Here is a 26,200-nt window from a genome sequence, read left to right as displayed (position 1 = left end):
TCAGTCCTCGTCGAGCCCGTGCTCGATCGCGTACCGCGCCAGCTCCACGCGGTTGTGCAGCTGCAGCTTGCGCAACGTCGACTGCACGTGGTTCTCGACGGTCCGGTGCGACAGCACCAGCCGCTCGGCGATCTGCCGCGCCGTGAGGCCCTTCGCGACCAGCCGCAGCACGTCCGTCTCGCGCTCGGTGAGCCGTGGCGGCGAGGCCGACGACGGCGTGTCGGCCATCCGCCGATACTCCCCCAGCACCAGCCCCGCGAGACCGGCCGTGAACACCGGGTCGCCCTCGGCGGTGCGGCGCACGGCGTCCACGAGCTCGGTCACCGACGCCGACTTCACCAGGTACCCGGAGGCGCCGGCCTTCACCGCCTCGAGCACGTCGGAGTGCTCGCCGGAAGCCGAGAGCACCAGTACGCGCGTGTCCGGCAGCTCGGTGGTGATCTCGCGGGTCGCGTCGACACCGGAGGTGCCGTCGAGGTTGAGGTCCATCAGCACCACGTCGGGACGCACGGTGCGCGCGATGCGCACGGCGGCCGGCGCGTCGGGCGCGGTGGCGCGCACGTCGAAGCCGTTTTCGCCCAGGTCGCGGGCCACGCCGTCGCGCCACATGGGGTGGTCGTCGACCACCATCACCGAGATCGTCATCGTCCGCCCCTCGTCCTGTTCGGCTCCGTCGTGTGCGGCACGCGCACTTCCCACTCCGTGCCGCGGCCCGGCGCGCTGTCCAGGGTCGCGGTGCCACCGAGATCACGTACTCGGCCCCGGATGGACTCCACCACACCCAGGTGCCCGTCCGCCTCCGCTCGCGCCAGCCGGCCCTCGGGAATGCCGGGGCCGTCGTCGCGGACGCTCACCACGACCTCGTGGCCGAGGTCTTCGAGCAGCACCCACGCCCGCGCGTCGGGTCCCGCGTGTTTCTCCACATTGGACAGTGCCTCGCGCGTGACCGCCACCAGCTCCGAAGTCACGTGCGCCGGCAGGTCCACCGTGCCCGCGGGAGTGGCGACCTGCACGGTGGGCGTGGCCAGCAGCTGCAACGCCGAACGCAGGTCCGCGGTGCCGTTGCTCGCCGCCCACGACGGTTCGGTGGTCACCAGCGCGCGCAGCGCGATCTCCTGCTCACCCGCCAGCCGCGCCAGGTCGGCCGCCTCGCCGCCCACCTCCAGGCCACGCCGGCGCACGCGGGCGAGCACCTGCAGCACGCTGTCGTGGATCGAGCGTGCGAGCCGTTCCCGTTCGGCCGTGGCGGCTTCGGTGCGCAACGCCAGCGCGAGCGCTTCGGCCGAACGCCGCGCTGTGGTGGCGGCCATGCCGACCAGCAGGCTGCTCGCGCACAGCAGCACGCCGTCGCGGAACACGTCGAGGTCGAGCCTCTCGCGCGCGACGCCGGTGCCCACCGCGACCACGAGACCCGCCACGACACCGGGGCCCGCGCCGAAGCGGATGGCCGCGGCGAGCGGCCCCACCGCGGCCCACACCGTGGTGATCAGCGGTGCGGCCTCGGCGTACTGGGTGTCGGAAAGAATGAAGGGCGACAACAACATCAGCCCGGTCGTGAGCACCACGTCGAGCACCACGAGCCACCGCCACCGGCCGCCTTCACGCGCGTACGCGATGCTCGACAGCAGCGTCCACACGCCCATCGCGCCGACGACGGTCCAGGCCAGCCACGGCCGCTGGAACTCACCGCGGTGCGCGATGACCACGCCGAGGGCGAACGCCCACGTGACCACCCGCAGCACCACGACCCCACGCCACAGCGGCGTCGCCGGGTCGCGGGTGACCGGCGTGGTCACTTCTCCTCGTCGTCGCCCCGAGTCGGCACTTCGGCGTCCTCGGAGCCGGGTTCGGCGTCATTGGGCTGCGCCGCTTGGTCGTGGAGCACGTCGACGCTCTCGGGATCAGGGTTGTGCTCGTGGAGCAGCGACCGGATGCCGGCGTTGAGCACGGCCAGCAGCGGCACGGCCAGCAGCGCGCCGGCGATGCCCGCGGCGACGAGGCCGGTGGCGATCGCGAGCACCACGGCCAGCGGGTGCAGCCGCACGGCGCGCCCGAGCAGCAGCGGCTGCAGCACGTGGCTTTCCAGCTGCATCACGCCGATCACGATGGCCAGCACGATGATCGCGCCGATGAAGCCCTTGGTCACCAAGGCGATCAGCACCGCGACACCGCCCGCGATCACCGCACCGATGATCGGGATGAACGCGCCGAGGAACACCAGCGTGGCCAGCGGGATCACCAGTGGCACCCCGACGATCCACAGCCCGATGCCGATGCCGACGGCGTCGACCACCGCCACCGCCGCCGTGGCGCGGATGTAGCTGACGAGCGACGCGAAGCCGCGGCGCCCGGCCACGTCCACGCGCTTGCGCACGCGCACGGGGACGCCGCGCACCAGGAACGTCCAGATCTGGTTGCCGCCGGCCAGGAAGAAGATCGTGACGAACAGCGTGAGCACGAACCCGGTGAGGATCTCGCCGACGGTGCCCGCCGTGGTGAGCGCGGTGTTCGTGAGCGAGGCCTGGTTGTTCTGGATGAAGCCGATCGCGTTGCTGAGGAAGTCCTGGATCTGTTCCTGGCGCAGGTGGATCGGCCCGTCGGTGAGCCAGTTCTTGATCTGCGTGAGGCTGTTGTTCAGCTGCACCTGCAGCTGCGGCAGGCCGCTGGAGAACTGCGTGATCACGAACGTGAGCAGCCCGCCCAGCACGGCCAGCCCGGCGATCAGCACGAGCGCGGTGGCGAGCCCGCGCGGGAAGCGGATCTGCACGAGCTTTTCGACGGCGGGGGCGAGCAGTGCCGAGAGCAGCAGCGCGATCGACACCGGGATGACCACGGCGGCGAGGTAGCCCATCAACCAGACCACCGCGTAGAGCGCGGCGATCACGATGATGAACCGCCAGCCCAAGGCCGCGGCCACTCGCAGTCCGCGCGGGACAAGGCCGGTGATGTCGGTGCTCTCGGTGAGGAAGGAGGGGTCGCGCCGTCCGCGTGGTGGCTGGCTCACGGTGCTCACCGTATCGGTCTACCCCGACATTTCACGGCCCAACCGCGGCGGGGCGTCCCGCGGTTCGCCCGAAGTGGTGCTTGACAGCCGACTCCGCAGTAACCCCGCTCCGCCAGTGGTGATCACGGCGCGTGAGATCGGACCACACTCTGTGTTGTTCACACGATGGTGGCATCAAGGCGTGTCAAGGATGCGTGACGGGTGCGCCTCCTGGTTTTCTCGGTTCCGCACCGGCGATACGGAACGCAATTTCGACGATTCCGGAAAGCCGAAAAGCCCGAAAGAATTTCACCACGTTTCGAGCCACGCGGTTCGAGTTGAGGAGAAGCACGAGTGACGAACGCGGCGAACGAGGGGCGGGACGCGAAGCGCGTCGGCCGTCTCGCGTCGCGTGCGCTGTTCGTCCTCGGTGGCGCGGTCTTCGCGACCGCTGCCGCATGGGCCGTCTCCTCCTCCGCCGCCTCGGCCGACACGATCCAGGCGGGCGACGTCAACGCGAGCGTCACGCCGGTCACCGACGCGACCGTGGCCAACCTCGGCGACGTCACGAGCGGTGTCTCGGAGTTCGCCGGCAGCGTCGCCGGCACCGCCGCGGGCGCCGTGCAGAACGCCTCCGCGTGCGAGCAGGACGCCACCACGTGGTCCGAGCCGGGCCACGACCGGCCGATCTGCTCGCTCGACCCGCGCGACCACATCGGTGGCCCGCACCGCGACCAGGTGCGCACCACGGCCGACCACGAGGTGTCCGGCCGCGTCAGCGACGCCGTGGCCGACCTCGGCGAAGACGCCGTGCTGCACCCGGCGCAGCGCACCCTCGGCGCGGTCGAGCACATCGCCCGCAAGCCCGAAGACACCCGCCGCGTGATCGACGAGGCCACGGCCCCGTCGCCCGAGGCGCAGGACTTCGGCCGCAAGGTGTGGGAGCTGCTCGACCCGCAGCACACGGGGTCGCTGGTCGACCTCCCCGAACTCCCGGGTTCGCCGGTCGAGCCGGCCGCACCCGTTTCGACCGCCACCGGCACCACCGGTGACACGGCGCAGAACCTCGGCGCCGCAGCGGTTTCCACCTCCGACGCGCTGCGGGCGATCTTCGACCGCTCCGCGCACGAGGACTTCGCGGCAGGCGACGAAGCCGGTGTGCCGTCTCGCGACGACCACCGCAACCTGCCCGCACCGTTCTCCCCGGCGCAGCTTCCGATGGCGCCCCCCTCCATCCCGACTGTCCCCGGTGGCGGCGGCAACACCGCCCCCGGTGGTCACCTCGACGGCCTCAACTTCGGTGTCCCCTCCTGGGTCACCGCTGCCGTCGACAACGCCGTGGCGGGTTCGACCCGTGCCGGTGTGCGGCACACGCCGCTCAGCCCGGGCACCATGCCCGGCGTCACTCCTGACTGATTCACCTCACCCGCGGGGTCGTTGACGCGCCCTGAAGCTCGAGCACCTTCGTCGTGCCGGCTTCGCGTCACCGACTGAACCCCGCGGGTTTTCTCGCGATGCGCACTTTCGCGCTCGCCCTCGCACCACCTCTCACACGGTGCGCTTTCCCTCAATTGATCACAGCGAAAAGCGCACCTCCACAAGCCCGCAAGGGAACCCGAAATGAAGGAGAAAAACCCCATGCAGACCTGGGCAAAGCGCGGACTCCAGACCGCGTTGGTCACGGGTGGGTTGTTGATGCTGGGCACCGGCATCGCCTCGGCCGACGAAAACGTCAACCCTGACACCCCGGCCTCCCCGCTCGACCTCAACGTCACCGTTCCGGTCGACGTCGACAACAACGCCATCGGCACCCCGCTGGGTCAGGTGGACGTTCCTGGTTACCAGGGTGAGGTCAGCACCAAGCCCGTCACCTCCGCCGTGAAGGACGCTCTCGCTTCGGCGAAGAGCCCCGGCGGTGCGGCGAGCAACCTGACGGACAGCCTGCCGAAGGCCGACGCGCCGCGGCAGCTGACGCCGACCCACGACGCCCTCAAGGGCAACAAGGTCTCCGGCGACCTCGTCGTGCCGATCCAGATCGTCGACAACGCCGTCGGTGTGCTGGGTGACGCGAACGTCGACGGCAAGTCGCACGAGCAGACCTACTCGCACAACCAGGACATCGCGACCTCCGGCAAGAACTCCGGGCTCGCGGGCAACGTCGTCGCCCTCGACTGGGCGCTCCCCGTGCAGCTGGCCGGCAACGGCGTCGGCCTCGCGGGCGGGTCCGGCGCGGTGCACGGCGGCTCGGCCAGCCAGAGCACCACCGAGACCGGCAACATCGACACCACCGGCAAGGGCTCCGGCCTCTCCGGCAACGTCGTCGCCGGCCAGTTCGCCACCCCGGTGCAGGTGACCGGCAACGCCGCGTCCTGGATCCTGGGCAACGGCTACAGCCAGTACACCGCCGACACCGCGGCCACCTCGGGCGGCTCCGCGCTGACCGACGGCAAGGGCGGCGCGGGCACCGGCAACGTGGTGGGCGCGCCCATCGCCCTGCCGGTGAAGTTCAACGGCAACGCCGGTGGCGTGTGGGGTTCGGACGCCGACGCGTCCTCCAGCTCCTCGGCCGACGCGAAGGCCGGCGACACGCGGCCGGGCAGCCTGGCCGGCACCCCGACCTACCTCGAGACCGACGGTGACCAGTCGTTCCTCGGCGGCAACGCCGCGGCGGCGCAGCTCAGCCCGATCGCGAACGTCGCGAGCGTGGCGGGCTCCTGGATCGGCAACGCCACCACGGGCATGTCGCCCGAGCGTTCCGTGGGTAGCTCGCACTCGAGCACCGTCGACTCCGGCGGCTTCGTCAAGACCACCGGCCAGCAGGCCGCGGGCGCGGGCAACGTGGTCGACCCGGCCGTGGCCCTGCCCGTCGAGGTGTGCGGTGTCGGCGGCACCTACATCGGCAACGCGCACGCCGCGTGCGACAACACCACCGACGCCAACGCCGGCAACGGCAGCTACACCCGCGGCAACGACACCGTGCTGGGCGGCAACGTCGTCAACAGCCAGGTGGCGGGCGCTCCCGAGGTGCACGGCATCGGTGGCAGCCACATCGGCAACGCGTCGGGCACGTCGAACGAGACCAAGACCGTCACGGCCGGTGGCTACGACGGCAGCCAGGGCAACGACTCTTCGGGCTCGGGCAACGTCGTCCAGGTCCCGGTGGGCGTGCCCGCCGAGGTCTTCGGCGTGGGTGGCTCGTTCATCGGCCAGGGCTCGGGCGACGCGCACGAGACCAAGGTCGTCCAGGGCGGCGGCGGTGGCAACACCGACGACGACAACGGCTTCCTGAGCTCGAACCTCGGCACCGCCCCGGTGTCGGCCCCGGTGCAGGTCTTCGGCATCGGTGGCGCGTTCGTGGGCCAGGGCCACGGCACCGCGACCGGTGACACCACCTCGGGTGCCGGCGCCGACACGCACGCGAAGGGCACCGGCGGTGCCGGCGCGGGCAACATCATCGAAGCTCCGGTCTCGCTGCCCGTCCAGGGCCACGGGATCGGCGGCGCGGTGGCCGGCATCGGCACCGCCCAGGCCGACAACCTGACCGACTCGACCGCCGGTGGCAACGCGCTCACCGACGGCAAGGACGGCGGCCTCGCAGGCAACATCATCAAGGCGCCGGTCGCCGGTGCGGTGAACCCGTCGGGCATCGGTGTCGCGGGTGCGGCGCTGGGCCACGCGGCCGGTTCGAACGACGTCGCGTCGACCGCGGGCGGCTCCTCGCTGACCAACGGCAACGCGGGCGCGGTGGCGGGCAACGTCATCGGTGCCGACCCGCTGGCGGCCGTCCCGGTCGTGGCGGACTCGGTTTCCGCGGCGGGCGTGTCCTCGGCCGACAGCATGAACACGCAGGACGTGACGGCTGCCGGTGACGACACCACGTCGGGTGTCGAGGGCTCGGTCTCGGGCAACATCCTCGACATCCCCGTGAGCGCCGTCCCGCACGTGGTGACCAACGCCGTTTCCGCGGCCGGTGTCGCCCACGCGACCGGTGACAACAACATCACCGCCACCAACGGCGGCACCCCCACCACCGATGGTGACGGAAGTGCCCTCTCGGGCTACAACTTCTACCACCACCTGCCGGTGAACGTCCCGGTCTTCGGCGTCCCGCTGGAGCTGCTGGGCACCGCGACCGCGGAGGGCACCGACAACACCGTCGTGTCCGAGCCGTCGATCGACACCCCGCTCGGCAACGAGCTCGGTGCCAGCCAGCTGCCGGCGCTGCCCGCGCTGTCCTCGCTCCCGACGGGTGGCGCCACGCCGGGTCTGCCCGCGCTGCCGGGCCTGCCCGCGCTGCCGGACGCCGGTGCGCTCCCGGGCCTGCCCGCCATGGCGATGCTGCCGGGTGCCGAGCGCGCCGACCTGCCGGTCAGCGGGCTCTCGGCCCTGAACGAGCTGGGCCAGCTCAAGGGCGCCACCTCCCTGCCCACCATGTCGGGTCTGGGCAACGGCGTGCACCTGCCGGGTCTGCCCTTCGGTGGCGAGCGTGCCGACGCGCCGGCGCTGCCGGCCCTGCCGGCTCAGCTCCCGGTGAAGGCGAACCTGCCGACGCTGCAGCAGCTCCCCGCCGTGACGTCGCTGCCGGCTCTGCCGGGCGTGCCCGCCACGCTGCCGACGTCGGGTGTCCCGGCGCTGCCGACCGCTGGTCTGCCCGCGCTGCCCGCCGTCCCGGCCGTGCCGGCGCTGCCGGTGGCTCAGGTCCCGGCGCTGTCGGGCATGGACTCCTCGCCCCTGGCGATGATCCAGCAGCTGGCCGCGAAGGTGACCGGCTTCTTCAAGAAGTGAGCAGTTAAGCAGTAATCCCGAAACGGGCCCGGAAGCAGCCAGCTTCCGGGCCCGTTTCTTGTTGCTGCGTCAGGAAAATTCGAGCGACCGCTTCGCGAGGCCGTGCCAGAACCCGTCGATCACGGTGCGGCCGGCCGTCTCGCCCGCGCCGAGCGTGACGAACAGCGGCGCGAAGTGCTCGATGCGCGGGTGAGCCACGGCGGCGGCCGGTGCCTTGTGCTGGAAGTCGAGCAGTGCGTCGACGTCGCCGTGCTGGATCACTTCGTCGCCCCAGTGGTCGAACTCGCTGGACCACCGCGGCGGCGTGCCGTCGGTGCCGTCGGTCTCGCGCATGGCGCTGAGGTTGTGAGTGAAGAAGCCGCTCCCGATGATCAGCACGCCTTCGTCACGCAGCGGCGCGAGCTTGCGGCCGAGGTCGAACAGCACCTGCGGGTCGAGCGAAGGCATCGAAACCTGCAGCACGGGCACGTCGGCGTCGGGGTACATCTCCACGAGCGGCACGTACGCGCCGTGGTCGAGGCCGCGGTCCGGCGCGTCGTGCACGGGGGTCGTGGACTTCAGCAGCTTGCGCACCTTCGCCGCGAGCTCCGGCGCCCCGGGCGCGGCGTACTTCACCTGGTAGAAGCGGTCGGGGAAGCCCCAGAAGTCGTACACGAGGGGCACGGTCTCGGTCGCCCCGAGCGTCAGCGGCGCCTCTTCCCAGTGCGCCGACACGACGAGGATCGCCTTGGGCTTGGGCAGGTCCGCGGACCAGCTCGCGAGCTGCCGCGTCCAGGTGACGTCGTCCGCGAGCGGCGGCGCACCGTGGCTGAGGTAGAGAACCGGGGTGCGGGCCATGCGTGCCTCCAAGTGTTTGAAACTTCAACTACTAGAGTACGCGACGTTTCGAGGGCCGGCGATATTTCCTCAGCCGAGGTTTTCGGCCATGCGTTCCAGGGTGCGGACGGTGGTCAGGTAGTCCTGCTCGTCGATGCCGGCCGTGGCCCGGGCGCGGAACTGCCTTACTTTCGCCTCGATCTCGGCGTGGGCCTGGCGGCCTTGGCCGGTGAGCCGGTCGTCGTCCGTGAGCCAGCCGCGTCGGCGCAGTTCATCGAGGTGGCCGGCCATGCTGCCTTCCTGGTCGACGAATGGCTTCAGCGCTTCGTCGACTTCGGCCGTGGTTCGGGCTCCCATCGCGAGCGAGTTGAGCACCTGCCACTGCCGCCGCGTGAGGCCGAGGGCGGCGAGGGGCTCGTCGAACGCCTTTTCGAGCAGGTCGTGGTTGTGGCGCAGCCAGTAGCCGAGCGGTTTCATGGATACTCCCTATGTCGAGTGGCAAGTACATGTAAAGATACATGCTTTTGTGTGAGAGGACAGCCATGGCGGACCCGGTGGCCGACGTCGAGCGGGCCATGATCGCCATCCGCCGCAGCCAGCAGCGGCGCGCGCTCACGCGGATGGCGCGGGATCGGGGGCAACGGGCGCTCGATCCGGTGATCGAGCTGCTCGACGTGGTCGAGGATTTCGCCGAGCGCGACGAGCCCGCCACGGTCACGTCGCTGGCCGCCGCGCTGGGGGTGGACCAGCCCCGAGCCAGCCGGCTGGTCGCGCGGGCCGTCGAGCAGGACGACCTGCAGCGGGAGGCCGATCAGGCGGACGGCCGCCGCACGGTGCTGGCGTTGACCTCGGTGGGCCGGGCCCGGCTGGACGCGCTGCACTCGTTCCGCCGCACCGTGTTCGCGGAGGCGATGGCGCCGTGGCCCGACGAGGACCGGGCCGCGTTCGCGCGGTTGCTCACGAGCTTCATCGCGAACTACGAAGGGCTGGCGCGGTGAGCGGCGGGGAAAAGTCGTTCGCTTCGGCTTCGGAGCAGCGGGTCGCACGCGCCGCGGCCGAAGCGGCGCCCCACGCGGCGGAGCTGCTCGCCTCGCACCTCGCCGCCAACCACGAACTGCTGCCGATCCTGTACCTCGACGCCCTCGGCGTCTGGTACCTGCAGGCTTGGCGCGATCGCGACGCCGATCCGGACCAGTTCACGCAGGCGGGCGCCGTCGCCGCGGTGCTCGACGCCGAGTTCAAGAAGGACGCCAAGCTCGAGAACGCGATCGCCGTCGGTTTCGTGGAGATGTTCACCTACCTGCCGGAGCACGACCGTGCCGCGGCGGCGACGCTGCCACCGGCGCTGCGGGCGGAGTACACGAAGATGGCCGCCTGGCGACCGAGCTGAGTCAGCGCGCGGAGATGCGGGCTTCGATGCCGACGAGGAAGTCGAGGCCGGTGCGGATCATCCGGTCGGCGTCCGGGTGCGGGCCATCGCGCACGACCGTGGCCAGGGCGGGAAAGGCGGCCGGTGGCGAAAGTCCGCTCCTCATAAGGGCCGTAGCTCGGCTGCCACTGCTCCTTGTCCAGCCCGGAAGTCCGCTCGGCCTGGCGTTCGGTGATCTCGCGGCGCACCGCGCCGACCACGTACGCGTGCACCGCGGCGACCGCCGGCACGACGATGTCGAGGTCGATGTCGGCCATCGCGGCGAACGCCGTCTCCGCCGGCTGCAGCTCGTGTCATGGGGTATCGCGCCGGTCAGCGGGGTCAGCCTTGGCGAGCTTGATCCACTGGTGCCCAGGCGACGTCGAGGCGTTGGTGCGCAGGGTGTTCGTTGCGACCGGTGGAACCGGTCGACCTGTGCTTCCACTGCGGCGAAACCTTCTCAGGCGCCACCGCCACCGCTGTCACGCAGCCACTCGAGGCAGAATCGGGAACCGAGTGCCCCGCCTCACCGCATTCAGCGGAGCCGCGTCAGTCGTGCGCCAGGTCGGCGAAGCGGCTGTAGTGCAGCTGGTGCGCGACCACGATCGTGCTGGTCGGGCCGGCGCGGTGCTTCGCCAGGATGAGGTCGGCTTCGCCGGCGCGGGGGTCGTCGCGTTCCCACGCGTCGGGGCGGTTGATGAGGATGACGATGTCGGCGTCCTGCTCCAGGGAGCCGGACTCACGGAGGTCGGACAGCATCGGCTTCTTGTCCGTGCGCTGTTCCGGACCACGGTTGAGCTGCGAGATCGCGATCACGGGCACTTCGATCTCCTTCGCGAGCAGCTTGAGCTGCCGCGAGAATTCCGAGACTTCCTGCTGCCGCGATTCGACGCGCTTGCCCGAGGTCATCAGCTGGAGGTAGTCGACGACCACGAGCTTGAGGTCGTGGCGCTGCTTGAGCCGCCGAGCCTTCGCGCGGATTTCCATCATCGTCATGTTGGGCGAGTCGTCGACGAACAGCGGTGCTTCCGAGACCTCGCTCATGCGGCGGGCCAGGCGCGTCCAGTCGTCGTCGGACATCTTGCCACCGCGCATGTCGGCGAGGCGGATCTTGGCCTCGGCCGAGAGCATGCGCATCACGATCTCGGTGCGGCTCATTTCCAGCGAGAAGATGACGCTGGTCAGGCCGTGGCGGATCGACGCCGACCGCACGAAGTCCAGGCCCAGCGTCGACTTACCGACACCGGGGCGGGCCGCGACGATGATCATCTGGCCGGGGTGCAGGCCGTTGGTGAGTTCGTCGAAGTCGGCGAACCCGGTCGGGATGCCCTGCGACTGGCCACCGCGCGAGGCGATCGCGTCGATCTCGTCCATGGTCGGCTGCAGCAGGTCTTCGAGGGCGACGTAGTCCTCGCTGGTGCGCCGCTCGGTCACGTCGTAGATGGCGGCCTGCGCGCGGTCGACGACCTCGTCGATGTTCGCGCCGTCGGCCGCCGCCGCACCGTAGCCGTACTGCACGATGCGCGTGCCCGCTTCCACGAGCCGGCGCAGCACCGCCTTCTCCGCGACGATCTCGGCGTAGTAGCCGGCGTTGGCCGCGGTGGGCACGGTCGCGATGAGCGTGTGCAGGTACGGCGCGCCGCCGACGCGCCCGAGCTCGCCGCGGCGCTCGAGCTCCGCCGACACGGTGATCGGGTCGGCGGGTTCGCCGCGGCCGTAGAGGTCGAGGATGCAGTCGTACACGGCCTGGTGCGCGGGCCGGTAGAAGTCGCCGGGCCCGAGTGCCTCGATCACGTCGGCGATCGCGTCTTTCGACAGCAGCATGCCGCCCAGCACCGACTGCTCGGCCGCCATGTCCTGCGGCGGCTGCCGGTCGAACCCGCCAGGACCCCCTGGGTCACTCGGCCCCGGGTCGGAGTCCGAGTCGTACATCGGACCGCGGTCGTCGGTGAGCGCCACCGCCCCGGACACCTCCTCGACCGGCGGCCGAAGCCGCGGTCATCCCCTGCCACTCGTCACGTCCTGTGTCGAACGGTGCCGTCCGAGTCTTCTTCGTGCGAACACCTGTTCGATTATGCCGGATCCTCTCCGACTTTCCCAGCCCCGCCGCCGGGTCCTCCTTGATGATGGACCGGCGTCCCCCTCACTGGTGATCTGCCACGCCGGGCGCCACCGTGAGTGCTGGCCGAGGAGGCACGCTAGATCCCCCGGTCGGAGGAGCGCAATTCCGGGTGTTGACCGTCCTGTGGATAACTTGTGGACGACTGGCGGCAACCAATCACAGGTAGCCGCCACGCTGTGGACAAGTTGGGGACAGTCCTGATCAGCTTTGACGAATCCGCAGGTCAAGGCCTGTGTAGAGACTGTGGAGAACTTTGTCGAAACTCGTCCGGCGTGTCGCGCACACCGCGTCGTTCGGCGTGTCGCCCCGGCGCGGGGGCTGGGGGTACACACCTGCCTGTGGATGAATGCTACGGAGCGTAGAGGCCTGACACGGTGGGCTGAACGAGCGCGGACGCCGGCCGCGTCGGCGATTTCGGTGCTCTGCGTAACCGCTGAGTGAGAACGCGCAGGTAGACCGGCCGCAACACAAAAACCGGGTGGGGTTCACCTGGCGGTCACCTGAACGTGCCGCAGTCGAAACCCCACCCGGAGTAGTGCCTCGGGTCAGCCCAACGCGCTCTGCGCGGTCCTCATCCGGTCACCGATCGCCTTCGGCGTGCCCGGCGTGAACACGATGAGCGAGTCGTCCCGCCCGGGCCGCTCCTCCATCAGCCACCGCCCCTCGGCGGTGTCCACGAAGTTGATCGGCTTCGGAATCCGCCGGCGCCGTCCCCCACCGGTCCGCGTCGCCACGTACAACGACCCCGCCCCGGTCCGCGGCGCCTTCAGGATCCGCTGAATCTCCTTGAGCGGCGCGAGCGCCTCGTTCCGCCCGGGCCCGGTCTGCATGATCGACCGCTGCGACACGTCCTCGGAGCCGGCAGCGTGGCCACTCTGGAACTCGGACTTGCTGGTGACGAGCGGCTGCCCGGACGCGCCCTGAGCGAAGGGGAGCAGGTCGAGGAACGTCGGCAGCAGCAGGTCCGGCCGCTGCCGCGTGACCGTGACCGTCTGCTCGCCGATGACCCGGAGCAGCGCGAACCCGCCGCCGTTGCCACTGCCGACCAGTACGGCGTAGTTCGAGGGGCTGCCGTCTTCGAACTGCCCGTCGAACCAGCCGTAGTACTCGATCTGCGGGTGGCAGATCGATTCGATGAGCGCCAGCAGGTCGCGGTCCATGCCGCGCGGACCCATCAGGCCGATCTCGGTCAGGACCTTGTTCACGTCCTGGTCGATCGTCCGCTCGGCATCCGGGTCCTGGAAGACCGCCATGTCCGCGATGACCTGGTGCGGCTCACCGCCCCGGCGCTTGATCAGGTTGAACAGCGTCGGGAGGGTGAACTTGGTCGGTCGGTCAAGGGTGATCACGTTGTTGGGCCTCATTCACCGATCACGGGTGGCGCGGTCAGCTCGTCGGTGCCGAAGAGCTCATTGGCGTCTTCCTCGACGAGGTACTTGGTCTGGTGTTCCTCGTCTTCGGTGCCCTTGCCGCCCTTGGCGCCGCCCGCACCCATGCCGCCCATCCCGGACGCACCGGCCTTGCCCGCCGTGCCCATGCCGGCACCCATCGCACCACCGCGCGCACCCGCACCGCCGGCGAGTCCTTCCGCGGCCGCACCCGAACCCGCGCCACCCGGCCCGAAGCCCGCGCCGGCGCCGAACGCACCCGGCCCGAAGCCGGCGACCGCACCTGAACCGGCGCCGCCACCACCGAAGCCGCCGCCGGCACCACCGGCGCCAAAGCTGCCGACGCCACCGCCCGGGCCGAAGCCGCCGGACCCGCCGGGCCCGAACCCGCTGGAGTCGAACGACGAGGGCGTGAAGCCCTGCGCGCTCGTGCTGTCGGAGCCGGGAGGGGTGTAGGTGCCGGTCGGGATGCCGGTGCCGATGTTCCCGTTGGGGTCGTTCGTGTCGTTGCCGCCGGTGTGGCCCGTGGAGAAGTCGGTCGGCTTGGCGTCGAACTTGGGCATGTTGGCCGGGTTGAAGCTGCCGCCCCCGCCACCGGGACCGCCGCCACCGCCGAAGTTGCCGCCGCCGCCCGGGCCACCGCCGAAGTTGTTGCCGCCCCCGCCGTCGGACAAGGTGTTGCCCTGCCAGGCGCTGTACTGCGGCAGCTGCTGGGCGTTGCTGTTCGACGCGTTGAAGTAGGCCGTGTAGGCCTGGACGTTCGCCTTCGAATTGTCGTTGTACTGGTTGATCTCGTCGTCTTTGTCGCTCAGCGGGTTGATCCCGTCGAGGAACCCGGCCGACGGCGGATCCTTCGGGAGGTCCTGCACCTTCGACTTGACGGTGTGGAAGCAGTCGACCTGGTTGCCCAGGTACATGTCGCTCTTGCCGAGGTTGCCGGCCGAGGCGTCCAGCCAGATGCCGAGCGGGTGGGCGCCGGCCTGGGCGGCCGTCGCGCCGCCGCCTTGCCAGGCGGCGTCCATCTTCGTGTTCAGGGCGTCGATCTCGCCCACGCGATCGGTGTGCACCTTCTTGAGCTCGCCGGCGGCCTTCGAGCCGTTCTCGAGCGAGGATGGGTCACCGGCGTGGATCTTCTGGTAGATCGAGTACGCGTCGATCGAACGGCCGCCCAGGTCCGCCGACTGCTGCTGCGCCTCGGGACCACCGCTGAACAGGCCCACCAGACCACCGGCGATCGCGCCGACACCGGCGCCCACCGCGGTTCCGACACCGGGAACGACGGATCCGATCGCGGCGCCGTACCCGGCGCCGATCGCCATTCCCTTGAGCTCCTTGCCCATGGTGTTGGCATCATTCCCCATGATGAGCCACTCCTTCTGAGGTGTTCAGGTGCTTGGTCACGCCGCGCCCTTGAGCTGTCCGATCATGGCGGTCCCGAACTTCTGCGAAATCGCGCACGGATTGTTCTTGTTGTCGCCCACGCCGATCGCCGAGATCACGGACACCGCGAGCTGGTCGGTGACCCCGACCCAGAGCGTGCAGCTGCCCGACGGGCGGCCGTCGTGGACGTCGGCGAACACGCCGGGGTAGCCGTCGATCGACACCGGCTGGAAGTAGACGTCCTGGTCCTTCTGGCTGTAGATGTCGCTGATGCCGCCCTTGTTCTGAGGCAACGGGTAGATCGACACGGAGTTCTGATCGCTGCGGGTCGACTTCCACATGCACCCGGTGAGCTGGCTGCTGCCGGTGTCCTTCTTGCCCGGCAACGCGAGCCCGACCTGCGTCGCCCCGTCCGCCGTCAGGACACTGCATGGGTCGCTCAGCAGCGCGTCGGTGGGCAGCGCCGCAGGCACCCTCGGTCCCGACCCCGCTGCCGGGCTGCTCGCCGGCGCCGCTGAGGAAGGGCTGGTACCGCCTCCGCTCCCGCCGCTGCACGCCGTGAGAGCGGCCAGCGCAGCGACGGTTCCGGCGGCGATGCGAACGGTGCGGGAGATCATGCGGGACTCAGGCTCCAGTCTTGATGTTGTCGCGCGCGTGCTGCTCCGCGACGGTGATCTTGTTCTTCGCCGCCTTCAGCGCCGTGATGAAATTGTTGACGTAGTCGACCATGCGTTGGTGCTGGTCCAGCAACGTCTGTCCCGACGGGTTGGCGCCACCTTTGACGAAGTCGCCACTGGCGAACTCGTCAGCGGGTGCCTTGACCTGGGCGATCGTCGTGGCGCGCCCAAGGTCGGTCTTGAGGTTGTCGGCAAGGGCCTGCCACTGGTTGATGACGCCGTCGACCTCGTCGTCATTGAACTGGTAACCGCCGCCGGTTCCGTAACTGCCGACCTTGATCGGCGGAGTGGGTGGAACATCGGACATCGGCGTGACCCCCTTTGGCTACTTCTCGCTCCCCAAACGGCGAGATCAGCAGGTTGGATGGTAACGCACGGCCGTTGGTTCCCGCTCACGTTCGAGAGACCTCATGCGCAGGTCGGAGCTGATCTTGTCCCGGGCTTGATCAGCCGTTCGGGGGACTTAGTCCTGGGCTTTCAAATGGGTGATCACCACGGTCGCGATCTGCTGCGCGAGTCCGCACGGGTTGGCCTTGTTGTGCCCGGTACCGATCTGGGGGTTGACCGAAAACGCGAGCTGGTCGGTCGCTCCGACCCAGAGCACGCAGTTGCCCGACGGGCGGCCGTCGGCCTTGCTGGCGAAGACGCCGGGGTAGCCGTCGATGGTCACCGGCTGGAAGTAGGCCTGGCTGGACTTCTGGTCGTAGATGTCGCTGATGCCGCCCTTGTTCTGCGGCAGTGCGCTGATGCCGACGAAGTTCTCCCTGCTCCCCGACGAGGTCCACTGGCAGCTGGTCAACACGTCGGTCGACTTCCGGCCCGGGTACGCGAGACCGACCTGAGCGGTTTCAGCCGCGGTCAGGACGTCACAAGGGCTGTCCAGCAGCTGGTCGGTCGCAAGTGGTGCCGGGACTTTGAGGCTCGGATCGACAGCCGAGGGAGCACTCGAGTTCGCGGGAGTGGCTGGCTCGGTGGTTCCGCCGGAGCAAGCGGCCAGCAGCCCAAGCGTGGCGAAACCGGCGGCGATACGCCTGAGGCCATCTTCGGCATGTTCAGTCTCCCGAGCCGTGTGCAAGATCGACTCGGAGGCTAACTCAATGCGGTCGAATGATCTCGAGGAGCAACACCAATACGACGAAAAGCGCCCCTCGGGTCGAAACCCGAGGGGCGCTTTCGGTGAAATCAGAACCGAACGGTCAGACCGCCGTCGCCTTTACTTCGAGGCGGACGTCGACCTTCACGTCGGGGTGGAGGCGGGCCGGGACGGAGTGCTTGCCGACCGTTTTGATGTGGTCGCGCAGGTCCAGGACGCGCTTGTCGAGGAGCGGGCCGCCGGCGGCCTTGATCGCGTCGACGATCTCGGAGGCCGTGATGGAGCCGAAGAGCTTCTTCGAGCCCTCCGCGGCCTTGCCGATCAGCTGGATGGCGCCGAGGCCCTCGAGGGTCGCCTTGATTTCCTTGGCGTGGTCGAGGTCGCGGATGCGCCGGGACTCCTGTGCGCGCTGGATGGTGCGCACGTTCTTCTCGGCACCCTTGCTGGCCACGATCGCGTAGCCGCGGGGCAGCAGGTAGTTGCGGGCGTAACCGTCCTTGACCTCGACGATGTCGCCGGGGCCACCGAGGTTCGCCACGTCCGTGGTGAGAATGATCTTCGCCATGACGAGCCTCCTCAGCGGGCAGTCGAGGTGTAGGGAAGCAGCGCCATCTCGCGCGAGTTCTTCACCGCGATGGCGATGTCACGCTGGTGCTGGCTGCAGTTGCCGGTGACGCGACGGGCACGGATCTTGCCGCGGTCGGAGATGTACTTCCGCAGCAGGTTGGTGTCCTTGTAGTCGATCAGCTCCGGGCGGCCCTTCTTCTCGGCCTTGCAGAAAACGCAGACCTTCTTCTTGGGCTTACGGATGGGTGGCTTGGCCACTGTCTTCTCCTGGATTCAAATCTTGAGGTGTAAAAGTACGAGATCAGAACGGGGGTTCGTCGGCGAAACCGCCGCCGCCGCCACCGCTCGCGGGCGGGGCAGAGCCCCACGGGTCGTCGGCCGGCATGCCGCCGCCACCGCCGCCTCCGCGGTTGCCGCCGCCACCGCCACCGCCGCTGCCGCCGAAGTCACCGCCGCCACCGCGGCTGACCTTGTTGACCTTCGCCGTGGCGTAGCGCAGCGAGGGCCCGATCTCGTCGACCTCGAGCTCGACGACGGTGCGCTTCTCGCCTTCCTTGGTCTCGAAGGACCGCTGCTTCAGCCGGCCCTGCACGACCACCCGGGCGCCACGAGTCAGCGACTCGGCGACGTTCTCCGCCGCCTGGCGCCAGATGTTGCAGCGCAGGAACAGCGCCTCGCCGTCCTTCCACTCGCCCGACTGGCGGTCGAGGGTGCGCGGGGTGGACGCGACCGTGAAGTTCGCGACCGCCGCGCCGGACGGGGTGAAACGCAGTTCCGGGTCGGAGGTCAGGTTTCCGATCACCGTGATGACGGTGTCTCCAGCCACGGGGACGTCCCTTCGGCTCAGGCCTTGGCGGCGACGGGCTTGGCCGCGGCGCGCTTGACCTCGCGGCGCATGACCTTGGTGCGCAGCACGGTCTCCTGCAGCGACAGCTGACGGTCGAGTTCCTTGACCGCGTCGGAGTCGGAGTTCAGGTCGAGCAGCGCGTAGATGCCCTCGGCGTGCTTCTTGATCTCGTACGCCAGGCGACGGCGGCCCCAGACGTCGACCTTCTCGACGCTTCCGCCCGAAGTGCGGATCACGTTGAGGAAGTTGTCCAGCGTGGGGGCGACCGTACGCTCGTCGAGCGTGGGGTCCAGGATGACCATTACCTCGTAATGGCGTGACACAACCACTCACCTCCTATGGGCTCGCGGCCACGGACTGTCCGTGGCAGGAGGGTTTGTCCAGGTAAGCGTACCTGGGGGTACCGACAGTCTTGTCGGGAGGCCCGTCAGGAGGCCCGGCGCAGCACCCAGGTGCGCACCAGCCCGGCCGTGACACCCGCCAGCACGATCACCGCGAGAAGCATCGGCAGCTGCACGTCGGACGCGCCGCCGGAGGTTGCGAGCGCCTCGGCGTTGCCGGCGTTGCGCACGTCCGGGCCCTGGCTCTGCGGGTCTTGCCCACCGGTCTCGGGCACGGCCGAGCCGGGCAGCGTGCCGTTGGCCGGGTAGCGGACGCCGGGGGCGACGGCGGTGCCGGGCGTCGCCGTGGGGATGCCGTTGTAGTCGCGCTGCGGCGCGGTGCCGGTGGACCCCGGGATGAGGTTCGCGAGCGGGCTGCCGTCCGGGTTCGTGGTGGTCGGCGAGGTCGACGGCGATGCGCTGCTCGGCGGCGTCGACGAGGACGAGGTCGGCGGCGAGTAGTTCGTGGCCAGCGTGGTCAGCCCGCAGTTCGACGCGACGGAGGTGGTGATCGCGTCGAGCACCTGCTTCTTCGTGTCTGCGCTCCAGCCGAGCGCCGCGTTGCCCTGCAGCGCCTGCCCGACGGCGCTGCCGATGGTCTTGCCGTCGATGGCGCCGCCCGAGGAGCTGGGCACCTGGCCGACGGTGAGCGTCTGACCGGCCAGCGCGTTCGCGACGCCGTTGGGGTCCACGCCGTTGAGCGGGATGATCCACAGCAGCGACTGCTGCTTGGCCGCCGCGGCCTGCTTCGCCAGCGCGCTGACGGAGGAGCCCGGCAACGCGACCGTGTCGCCCATGCTGCCGCTGACTGAGCCCGTGCACTGGTTCGCGAGCGTCGTGGCCGCCGAAGCGGTGCCCGAGCCGAGGAACGCGCCGCCCGTCACGAGGGCGGCCAATGCGGTGACGCTCAGTGCCTGCCGGGTTCTCAGCCAGGTGGTGTTCTTCGGCACGAGCGTTGTCCTCCAGGGTCTTCGGGCGTCGACCATCGCGACAGGTAAAACGAACGGGACCCCGAAAAGATACTGGTGAGTCGGTCTAACTCGCAGCGGCCATTCGGCGGAGCACCCAGGTGCGCACCAGGCCCGCGCTGACTCCGGAGAGTGCAAGAACTGCCACCAGCACGGGCCAGTCCAACCCGTTCGTGTGGTCATCGCCGGTAAGCGGTAACGCCTGCGCCTCGCCCGCGTTCTGCACGCTCGCGTTGCCGGCCGACGGCTGGCCCGGGTTCGACAGGCCGTACTGCGGCGCGTACCCCGGGATCTGGCTGCCGTAGCGCAACGCCGGCGACGGCGAGAACAGCCCGGCCATCGCCATCGGGATGTCGCTGTAGTCGCGCATCGGCGCGTACCCCGTGCTGAACGGCAGGTTCGAGAAGTTCGCGAAACCCGGGAACAGCGAGCCGAGACCACCGCCGCCCCCGCCACCCGACAGCGGCAGCAGCGGGCTGTTCACCGGCGGAATCGGGGTCTGACCAGCGGGATTGCCGCCCTGCGGCGCGCCGGGACCGGTGGCCGGCGGCTGCTGCGGGCTGCCGGGGTTCTGCTGCGCGGGCGCTCCACCGCTCAGCGCGCGCTGCGTCGAGTCGACGCCCTGCTGCAGCGTGTTCGTGGTCCCGGCGACGGTCTGGTTCAGCGCCCCCGCGGCCGGCGCACCCACCACGGGCACCGGCGCGACGACGGTGTCGACCACGTTCACCGTGACCTTGCAGAGCGCTCCGAGAACCGAGTCGACGGCCCCGGTCAGCACTCCGGACACCTTGCCGACCAATCCGAGATCGACCGGCCCGAGCAGCGTCTTGATCTGGACCTTGTCCCCCGGATGAGCGGTGATCGTGGACCCGCACGTGGTGGTCAGCGTTGCCGGCGCAGCGGAAGCCGTCGACGGCGCGGCGAGCGCAGCCGACCCGGCCAGCACGAAGGCAGCGGCTCCGACCGCGGTGGCCCTGCGGGTGCGGTGCGCCATCGAGCCTCCGTCGGTTCGCAGATCCGGGGAAATCATCTTCCCTGGACAACGACGGTAACGGGAACGAGTGACGCCCGCTCGGCCACCGATGTCAGGCGTTCGGGTGGAAGCGGGTCACCGCCCGTGAACGTCAGGCGGTCTTGCGGCGCAGCCACGCGCGCACGAGCGCCGCCGCGACGATGGCCAGCGCGAGCACCGCGATGAGCATCGGCAGCTTCGCCGGCGGCGTGACGGCCGGCAGCGCTTCCGCGGTGCCCGACTTCTTCGCGTCGACGGTCGGCACCTGGTCGGCCGGCAGCTGGCCGGGGATGACCTGCGTGATCACCGGCGGCGCCTGCACGAGCCCGGAGGGCAGCATGGCCGCGTTGGTGAAGATGCCCGCGATCGAGTCGAGGCCGGACAGGTCACCTGCGCCGGTGATCACCGGGTCGAGGCTGCTGCCGGGACCGCCGGGCTGTCCGGGCGAACCGGGGCCACCAGGCGGAGTGCCGGGAGGTGTTCCCGGAGGTGTTCCCGGAGGCGTTCCCGGCGGGTTGTCGCCGGGCGGGTTGTCACCGGGAGGGGTGCCGGGCGGCGCCGGATTGGTGACGCCGCCGATCAGGCTCTGCGTGGCGTGCCCGGTGGCGTTGGCGGTGTTCTGCGCGAGCGGGCACACGGTGTTGGTCGCCGCGTCGCCGACCACCGGCACCTCGCCGACACCCAGGCCGCGCACGACGTCGCCGACCGGCAGCGTGAAGAGCGGGTTCTGGCCGTCGGCCTGCTTGGCCTTCGAGTCGAGGCCGACCGTGAGCCGGCCGGGGGCGTTGAGCGGCGCGCCCGCGTCGAGCGACAAGCCGTTGCCGGACTTGCCGTTCTGCAGCGTGGCCGCGCAGTCGCCGTCAAGCGTGGGGCTCGGGTCCGCGGAAGCCGTGGCGGGGAGGGCGAGCGCGGCCGAGAGAACCGGCAGCGCGACGGCGATCCCCAACGTGGTGATCCGGGCGGCGTGCTTCCCCATGCAAAAACCCCTCCGTCTGCCCGAACATGGATCACGGAACGCGCTCACGGTACTCCACGAGCGTCACCAACTGGGGCGTCAGGTGCGGATTCACCCGGGGGTAGCGTGCTTGCATGCAGATTGGCGCCCATGTCCGCGACGACGATCCGCTGGCCGCCGTCGCCGAGCGAGAAGCCGACGTCGTCCAGTTCTTCCTGTCCGACCCGCAGGGGTGGAAGGCTCCGAAACCGCACCCCCACGGGGAAGCGATCAAGGAGTCGCCCGTCGAGGTGTTCATCCACGCGCCGTACCTGATCAACGTCGCGTCGCTGAACAACCGCATCCGCATCCCCTCGCGCAAGAACGTGACGCAGCACGCCGACGGCGCGGCCGCGATCGGCGCGAAGGGGCTCATCGTGCACGGCGGCCACGTCGGCGCCGGTGACGATGTGGCCGAGGGCCTCACCAACTGGCGCAAGCTCTTCGAGCGCGAGGCGGAAAAGGGCGGCTTCGCCGTGCCGGTGCTCATCGAGAACACCGCCGGCGGCGAGAACGCGATGACCCGCGAGCTCGACGTGATCGCGCGGCTGTGGGACGAGGTCGGCGAGTTCGGCGCCGGGTTCTGCCTCGACACCTGCCACGCCTACGCCGCCGGCTGGGACCTGGCCGACGCCGTGGAGAAGGTCATGGCCATCACCGGCCGCATCGATCTGGTGCACCTCAACAACTCGCGCGACGAGTTCGGCTCGAACCGCGACCGCCACGCCAACGTGGTCGGCGGCGAGGGCACGATCGACCCCGAGCTGCTGGCCGAGGTCGTGCGCAAGGCCGGCGCGCCCGTGGTCGTCGAGACCCCGAGCGAGGGCCAGGCCGCGGACATCGCCTACCTGCGCAAGCAGACCGCCTAGGACGTCGGAACGGGAGGTGCCGGCTTGCGGTGCCTCCCGAACCCCGCGAACTTCACCCGGTCACGCGCGCGTTCCAGCACGCCACCGGCCGGGTCGTCGTCGCCGGACAGGCGGACGAGGTCGGTGCGCGGCCGGTAGATCTCGCGGATCACCAGCACGCACAGGCCCACCACGGCGAGGTCGCGCACCACCACCGTGCCGAGGAACCAGCCTTCCGGCAGTCCCTTGTGGTCGATGCCGAGGTAGTAGAACATCCGCGGCGCCCACACCAGCGCGTCGATCACCATCCAGCCCAGCAGCAGCCGCCAGCGCGGGATCGCGAGCACGGCCAGCGGCACGAGCCACAGCGAGTACTGCGGGCTCCACACCTTGTTGGTGAGCAGGAACGCCGCCACCACCAGGAACGCGAGCTGCCCGAAGCGCGGCCGCCGCGGCGCGGTGAGCGCCACGTACGCGATGCCGGCGCAGCAGAGCAGGAACAGCACGGCGATCACGGTGTTGAGGATCGCCGGCGTCTGTCCTTTTTGGAGCACGCCGTCGAAGCCGGCCCAGCCGGTGGTGTAGGAGATCACGTTGTAGAGCGAGTCCGGGTCCATCGGCCGCAAGGTGTTGAGCCGGAAGAACTCCCACCACCCGTGCGTCGCGATGAGGATGAACGGCACGTTCACCGCGAGCCACGTGAGCACCGTGATGCCCGCCGCTCTGCCCCACGCGCGCAGCTTCCCCGCGCGCAGGCACAGCACGAACAGCACGCCCAGCAACAGCAACGGATACAGCTTCGCCGCGGCCCCGAGCCCGAGCAGCAGGCCCGCGATCTCCGGCCGTTTGCGCGACCACGCGAGGATGCCGGCGGCGGTCAACGCCGTGGCGATGGCGTCGAAGTTCGTGAACGCCTGCACCAGCACCAGCGGTGAGATCGCCACCAGCAAGGCGTCCCACGGCCGGCGTTTCATCGTGCGCCCGGTCGCCCACACCGTGACCAGCCAGGCGAGCGCGAGCCAGAAGGCGGAGATGTTGAAGTAGATCGCCACCGGCAGCGCGCCGGGCAGCCAGCCGGAGTTCGCGGCCGAGTACCAGCCCGCCGCGAGCTTCGCGTTGACCCACTGGAACAGGCCCGTGAGCACGGGGTACTCCATGTAGCGGGTCTGGTTCTCCGCGGTCGCCGTGTCTTCTTGCCACGACGAGACGTACGGGAAGGTCTTCGGGTCGTTGAGCCGCTCGGAGCTGTAGAGCGGCACGATGTCCGAGTAGCACATCGCGACGAACGGGCGGCCCGCTCGCCAGTCGAGCTGCGAGGCGCCGCTGGAGTCCTGGTACTGCTGGATGCACGACGCCTTGCCGAACCAGCACAGCACCAGCGCCAGAACCGCCAGCCCCAGGCCCACGCGCTGCGGCGACCAGAACCAGTGCCGGCCCACGGCGGCGTGTTCGCCCAGCGGCCCGCCGATCGGTCTCGTCGCCGCGGCGGCCAGCGGGTCGTTCCAGCTCGGCACGATCCGCTCCGCTGGGGTCAGCGTGCGGGGAGCCGCGTCCGGCTCTTCGGCGGTGGCTTGGTCGGGCACGTCGCGGATGCTATCTGGCCGCAGGTCAGGCGCCTGTCATTTAGGGTCGGAGTAGAACCCGGCAAGCACCTCGAATGCCCCACCGAGGGCCACGGCTTCCTCGCCGAGGTCGCTCAGCTCCACGTCGATGCGCTGCCAGGTCGGCACCGGCAGCAGCTCGCGCAGCTGCGCCCCCACCGTGTCGCGGTAGACGTCGGGCGACGCGCGCACGGTGCGGCCGAACAGCACGATGCGTTCCAGGTCAAGGACCTGCACGAGGTCCGCGAGCCCGATCCCGAGCAGCCGCGCGGCCTCGGCCGGCGTGGCCGCGCTGCGGTGCATGATCTCCACGCAGCCGCGGCGGCCGCACGCGCAGCGCGGGCCGTCGTAGGCGATCGTGGTGTGGCCGAACTCACCGGCGTTGGTGCGCGGGCCGCGGTACACGTTGCCGTCGACCAGCAGCCCGACGCCGATGCCGGTGCCCACGAGCACCACGGCCGTGGCGGTCTCCGGCGTGTCGGGCCAGGTGTGGGCGACCGCGGCCGAGTTCGTGTTCTTGTCGAGCGTGACCGGCAGTCCGGTGCGTTCGGCGATGAGGTCGCGAAGGGGCACGTCGTGCCAGCCCGGCATGTTCGTGGCATCGCGCACGCGGCCTTCGCGGCGGTCGAGCGGTCCCACGGCGCCGACGCCCAGGCCCAGCACCCGCGCCGGATCGACGTCGGCGAGCAGCTTGCGCGTCGCGTCCACCACGGCGGTCACCGCCTGCTCCGGCGTGAAGCCGACCGGCAGCGGTCCTTCCACGGTGTCCTCGACCTCTCCGGACAGGCCCGTGCGCAGCACGAGGAACCCGTCGCGGTCGAGCTGCGCGCCGAGGGCGCACTTGGCCGACGGCCGGATCCGCAGCTGCGTGCGCGGCTTGCCGACCCCGGCCGAGGCCTGCCGTTCGACGTCGAGCAGCTGAGTCTCGAGCAGTTCGGCCACGATCTTCGACACGGCCTGCTGCGTGAGGCCCGAGCGCTCGGCCAGCTCCACGCGGCTGAGCCCGCCGGCGCGCAGGATGTGACCGAGCAGCAGCGCTCTGTTGTGGCGGCGCAGCCCGCGCAGGTTCACTCCGGTTTCGGCCATCCGGAGATCCTCCCGAAGAACTGGCTAGTTACGCAACAGTGTTGTTTAATGGGCGGCATGGCTGATGACTTGCGAGTCGGCATCCTCGGGTACGGCATCGGCGGCCGCGTGTTCCACGCGCCGCTGGTGGCGGCGACGCCGGGCCTGGTGCCCGCGGCGATCGTGACGGCGAACCCGGAACGGGCCGCCCAGGCGCGTACCGACTACCCCGGCACCGAGATCGTGCCCGACGCCGACGCGTTGTTCGCCCAGGCGGGTGACCTCGACCTGGTGGTGGTGAGCACGCCGAACCGCACCCACGTGCCGCTCGCGCTGCGCGCGATCGAACTCGGCCTGCCCGTGGTGGTCGACAAGCCGTTCGCGCCGACCGCCGCCGAGGCCGAGCAGGTCGTGGCCGCGGCGAAGGCCAAGGGCGTCGGCCTCACCGTCTTCCAGAACCGCCGCTGGGACTCCGACTTCCTGACCGTGCGCAAGGTGATCGAGTCCGGCCGGCTCGGCGACGTGTTCCGCTTCGAGTCCCGCTACGACCGCTGGGTGCCGAAGATCAAGGACAACTGGCGAGAGCACGGCGACCCGGCCGAGGCCGGCGGCCTGCTCTACGACCTCGGCGCGCACATCGTCGACCAGGCCCTGCAGCTGTTCGGCCCGGTCACGCAGGTCTACGCGGAGGTCGACCGGCGCCGCGCCGGCGTGCACGTGGACGACGACGTGTTCGTGGCCCTGCACCACGCCAACGGCGTGCGCTCGCACCTGTGGTCCTCGGCCTTGGCCGCCACGCGCAACCCGCGCTTCCGCGTGCTCGGCGATCGCGCCGCCTTCACCAAGTACGGCCTCGACGTGCAGGAACCCCAGATCAAGGACGGCCTGCGCCCCGGCGACGAAGGGTGGGGCGTGGAGCCCGCGGCCGACGCCGGCACCCTCGGCGTGGACGACGGCACGGACCACACCGAAACCGTGCCCACCGAGGTCGGCCGCTACGAGGACTTCTACGCCCAGGTGCGCGATGCCCTGCGCGGCGAAGCGGCGTTCCCCGTGGACCCGGCGGGTTCCGTGGCCGCGCTGCGCGTGATCGAAGCCGCCCACCGCTCCGGCGCCGACGGCCGCGTGATCACGCTCGACTAGCTCGCCGCGACCTCGGTAACCCCCAGTGCCGAGCTCGCGGCCTCCCCCGCTTTCCTGTGCGGGCGCGGAAAAAGGCTCCCCCCGTCCGGATTTCCGGACAGGGGGAGCCTTTTCTTGTGGCGA

27 protein-coding genes are annotated in these 26,200 nt (G+C 70.3%); 6 read left to right on the top strand and 21 right to left on the bottom strand.

Features of this window, described 5'->3' with window-relative positions:
* The 3 genes from VSH64_RS36680 to VSH64_RS36670 are packed head-to-tail and all read right to left on the bottom strand — an operon-like array spanning position 1 to position 3,004.
* Entirely contained in the window at positions 1 to 645 is a 645-nt protein-coding gene (locus VSH64_RS36680; RefSeq protein ID WP_326567335.1) for a response regulator transcription factor, read from the bottom strand.
* A complete protein-coding gene (gene macS, locus VSH64_RS36675; protein WP_326567334.1) occupies positions 642 to 1,796 on the bottom strand; it encodes a MacS family sensor histidine kinase in 1,155 nt (384 codons plus the stop codon). Before macS ends, VSH64_RS36680 begins: the two co-directional genes overlap by 4 nt.
* Entirely contained in the window at positions 1,793 to 3,004 is a 1,212-nt protein-coding gene (locus VSH64_RS36670) for an AI-2E family transporter (RefSeq protein ID WP_326567333.1), read from the bottom strand. The genes macS and VSH64_RS36670 overlap by 4 nt, the downstream gene beginning before the upstream one ends.
* 333 nt (positions 3,005 to 3,337) lie before the next feature.
* Between VSH64_RS36670 and VSH64_RS36665 the strand changes: the two genes are divergently transcribed.
* The gene (locus VSH64_RS36665; RefSeq protein WP_326567332.1) at positions 3,338 to 4,399 is read left to right on the top strand and encodes a hypothetical protein; all 1,062 of its coding nucleotides are present in this window, start codon (positions 3,338 to 3,340) and stop codon (positions 4,397 to 4,399) included.
* A 222-nt stretch (positions 4,400 to 4,621) separates the two neighbouring features.
* Complete coding sequence (locus tag VSH64_RS36660) at positions 4,622 to 7,768, top strand: chaplin family protein (protein WP_326567331.1); 3,147 nt, start codon at positions 4,622 to 4,624, stop codon at positions 7,766 to 7,768.
* A 69-nt stretch (positions 7,769 to 7,837) separates the two neighbouring features.
* Here the strand turns inward: VSH64_RS36660 and VSH64_RS36655 are convergent, their stop codons facing one another.
* The gene (locus VSH64_RS36655) at positions 7,838 to 8,605 is read right to left on the bottom strand and encodes a dioxygenase family protein (RefSeq protein ID WP_326567330.1); all 768 of its coding nucleotides are present in this window, start codon (positions 8,603 to 8,605) and stop codon (positions 7,838 to 7,840) included.
* A 69-nt stretch (positions 8,606 to 8,674) separates the two neighbouring features.
* Entirely contained in the window at positions 8,675 to 9,061 is a 387-nt protein-coding gene (locus VSH64_RS36650; RefSeq protein WP_326567329.1) for a MarR family winged helix-turn-helix transcriptional regulator, read from the bottom strand.
* Positions 9,062 to 9,126: 65 nt separating this feature from the next.
* Here VSH64_RS36650 and VSH64_RS36645 point away from each other — a divergent pair, with 65 nt between their 5' ends.
* Together VSH64_RS36645 and VSH64_RS36640 are read left to right on the top strand one after the other, a co-directional pair.
* A complete protein-coding gene (locus tag VSH64_RS36645; RefSeq protein WP_326567328.1) occupies positions 9,127 to 9,582 on the top strand; it encodes a MarR family winged helix-turn-helix transcriptional regulator in 456 nt (151 codons plus the stop codon).
* Positions 9,579 to 9,974, top strand: a complete 396-nt coding sequence (locus VSH64_RS36640; RefSeq protein WP_326567327.1) for a hypothetical protein — start codon at positions 9,579 to 9,581, stop codon at positions 9,972 to 9,974. The genes VSH64_RS36645 and VSH64_RS36640 overlap by 4 nt, the downstream gene beginning before the upstream one ends.
* Position 9,975: 1 nt before the next feature.
* On the opposite strand, the gene VSH64_RS36635 is transcribed toward VSH64_RS36640, so the two are convergent.
* From VSH64_RS36635 to VSH64_RS36570, 14 genes are all read right to left on the bottom strand, one after another.
* Positions 9,976 to 10,119 (bottom strand): hypothetical protein, encoded by a 144-nt coding sequence (locus VSH64_RS36635; RefSeq protein WP_326567326.1) that lies wholly within the window; start codon positions 10,117 to 10,119, stop codon positions 9,976 to 9,978.
* A gap of 422 nt (positions 10,120 to 10,541) precedes the next feature.
* Positions 10,542 to 11,951, bottom strand: coding sequence for a replicative DNA helicase (gene dnaB / locus VSH64_RS36630; protein WP_326567324.1), 1,410 nt, complete (start codon positions 11,949 to 11,951; stop codon positions 10,542 to 10,544).
* Between the two features lie 708 nt (positions 11,952 to 12,659).
* Positions 12,660 to 13,463 carry an ESX secretion-associated protein EspG gene (locus tag VSH64_RS36625; RefSeq protein ID WP_326567323.1) on the bottom strand — a complete coding sequence of 268 codons (804 nt, stop codon included), beginning with the start codon at positions 13,461 to 13,463 and terminating at the stop codon, positions 12,660 to 12,662.
* Positions 13,464 to 13,474: 11 nt separating this feature from the next.
* Entirely contained in the window at positions 13,475 to 14,863 is a 1,389-nt protein-coding gene (locus VSH64_RS36620) for a hypothetical protein (RefSeq protein ID WP_326567322.1), read from the bottom strand.
* Positions 14,864 to 14,899: 36 nt separating this feature from the next.
* On the bottom strand, positions 14,900 to 15,499 hold the full coding sequence (locus tag VSH64_RS36615) for a DUF3558 domain-containing protein (protein WP_326567321.1): 600 nt from the start codon (positions 15,497 to 15,499) through the stop codon (positions 14,900 to 14,902).
* 7 nt (positions 15,500 to 15,506) lie between these two features.
* Positions 15,507 to 15,866 (bottom strand): hypothetical protein, encoded by a 360-nt coding sequence (locus VSH64_RS36610; RefSeq protein WP_326567320.1) that lies wholly within the window; start codon positions 15,864 to 15,866, stop codon positions 15,507 to 15,509.
* A gap of 156 nt (positions 15,867 to 16,022) precedes the next feature.
* The gene (locus VSH64_RS36605) at positions 16,023 to 16,634 is read right to left on the bottom strand and encodes a DUF3558 domain-containing protein (RefSeq protein ID WP_326567319.1); all 612 of its coding nucleotides are present in this window, start codon (positions 16,632 to 16,634) and stop codon (positions 16,023 to 16,025) included.
* A gap of 121 nt (positions 16,635 to 16,755) precedes the next feature.
* A complete protein-coding gene (gene rplI, locus VSH64_RS36600; protein WP_326567318.1) occupies positions 16,756 to 17,217 on the bottom strand; it encodes a 50S ribosomal protein L9 in 462 nt (153 codons plus the stop codon).
* Positions 17,218 to 17,228: 11 nt separating this feature from the next.
* Positions 17,229 to 17,477 (bottom strand): 30S ribosomal protein S18, encoded by a 249-nt coding sequence (gene rpsR / locus VSH64_RS36595; protein ID WP_003098744.1) that lies wholly within the window; start codon positions 17,475 to 17,477, stop codon positions 17,229 to 17,231.
* Between the two features lie 43 nt (positions 17,478 to 17,520).
* Positions 17,521 to 18,045 carry a single-stranded DNA-binding protein gene (locus VSH64_RS36590; protein WP_326567317.1) on the bottom strand — a complete coding sequence of 175 codons (525 nt, stop codon included), beginning with the start codon at positions 18,043 to 18,045 and terminating at the stop codon, positions 17,521 to 17,523.
* A 17-nt stretch (positions 18,046 to 18,062) separates the two neighbouring features.
* Positions 18,063 to 18,389 (bottom strand): 30S ribosomal protein S6, encoded by a 327-nt coding sequence (gene rpsF, locus VSH64_RS36585; protein ID WP_220245346.1) that lies wholly within the window; start codon positions 18,387 to 18,389, stop codon positions 18,063 to 18,065.
* A 104-nt stretch (positions 18,390 to 18,493) separates the two neighbouring features.
* Positions 18,494 to 19,396 (bottom strand): hypothetical protein, encoded by a 903-nt coding sequence (locus VSH64_RS36580; RefSeq protein WP_326567316.1) that lies wholly within the window; start codon positions 19,394 to 19,396, stop codon positions 18,494 to 18,496.
* A gap of 85 nt (positions 19,397 to 19,481) precedes the next feature.
* Entirely contained in the window at positions 19,482 to 20,408 is a 927-nt protein-coding gene (locus tag VSH64_RS36575; protein WP_326567315.1) for a hypothetical protein, read from the bottom strand.
* 130 nt (positions 20,409 to 20,538) lie between these two features.
* The gene (locus tag VSH64_RS36570) at positions 20,539 to 21,402 is read right to left on the bottom strand and encodes a hypothetical protein (RefSeq protein ID WP_326567314.1); all 864 of its coding nucleotides are present in this window, start codon (positions 21,400 to 21,402) and stop codon (positions 20,539 to 20,541) included.
* A gap of 113 nt (positions 21,403 to 21,515) precedes the next feature.
* On the opposite strand from VSH64_RS36570, the gene VSH64_RS36565 reads away from it, so the two are divergent.
* A complete protein-coding gene (locus VSH64_RS36565; RefSeq protein WP_326567313.1) occupies positions 21,516 to 22,289 on the top strand; it encodes a deoxyribonuclease IV in 774 nt (257 codons plus the stop codon).
* Here VSH64_RS36565 and VSH64_RS36560 read toward each other — a convergent pair.
* Together VSH64_RS36560 and VSH64_RS36555 are read right to left on the bottom strand one after the other, a co-directional pair.
* Positions 22,286 to 23,851: a glycosyltransferase family 87 protein gene (locus VSH64_RS36560; protein ID WP_326567312.1), complete on the bottom strand. Its 1,566-nt coding sequence runs from the start codon at positions 23,849 to 23,851 to the stop codon at positions 22,286 to 22,288. The two genes, VSH64_RS36565 and VSH64_RS36560, sit on opposite strands and share 4 nt — an antisense overlap.
* A 36-nt stretch (positions 23,852 to 23,887) precedes the next feature.
* Positions 23,888 to 24,955, bottom strand: a complete 1,068-nt coding sequence (locus VSH64_RS36555) for an ROK family transcriptional regulator (RefSeq protein WP_326567311.1) — start codon at positions 24,953 to 24,955, stop codon at positions 23,888 to 23,890.
* Positions 24,956 to 25,012: 57 nt separating this feature from the next.
* Between VSH64_RS36555 and VSH64_RS36550 the strand changes: the two genes are divergently transcribed.
* Positions 25,013 to 26,077, top strand: a complete 1,065-nt coding sequence (locus VSH64_RS36550) for a Gfo/Idh/MocA family oxidoreductase (RefSeq protein ID WP_326567310.1) — start codon at positions 25,013 to 25,015, stop codon at positions 26,075 to 26,077.
* Positions 26,078 to 26,200: the final 123 nt, after the last annotated feature.

Source organism: Amycolatopsis rhabdoformis, from assembly GCF_035918295.1.
Lineage (GTDB): Bacteria > Actinomycetota > Actinomycetes > Mycobacteriales > Pseudonocardiaceae > Amycolatopsis > Amycolatopsis rhabdoformis.
Note: the sequence above shows the minus strand (reverse complement) of the source record. Positions and strands in the feature narration are given on the sequence as shown.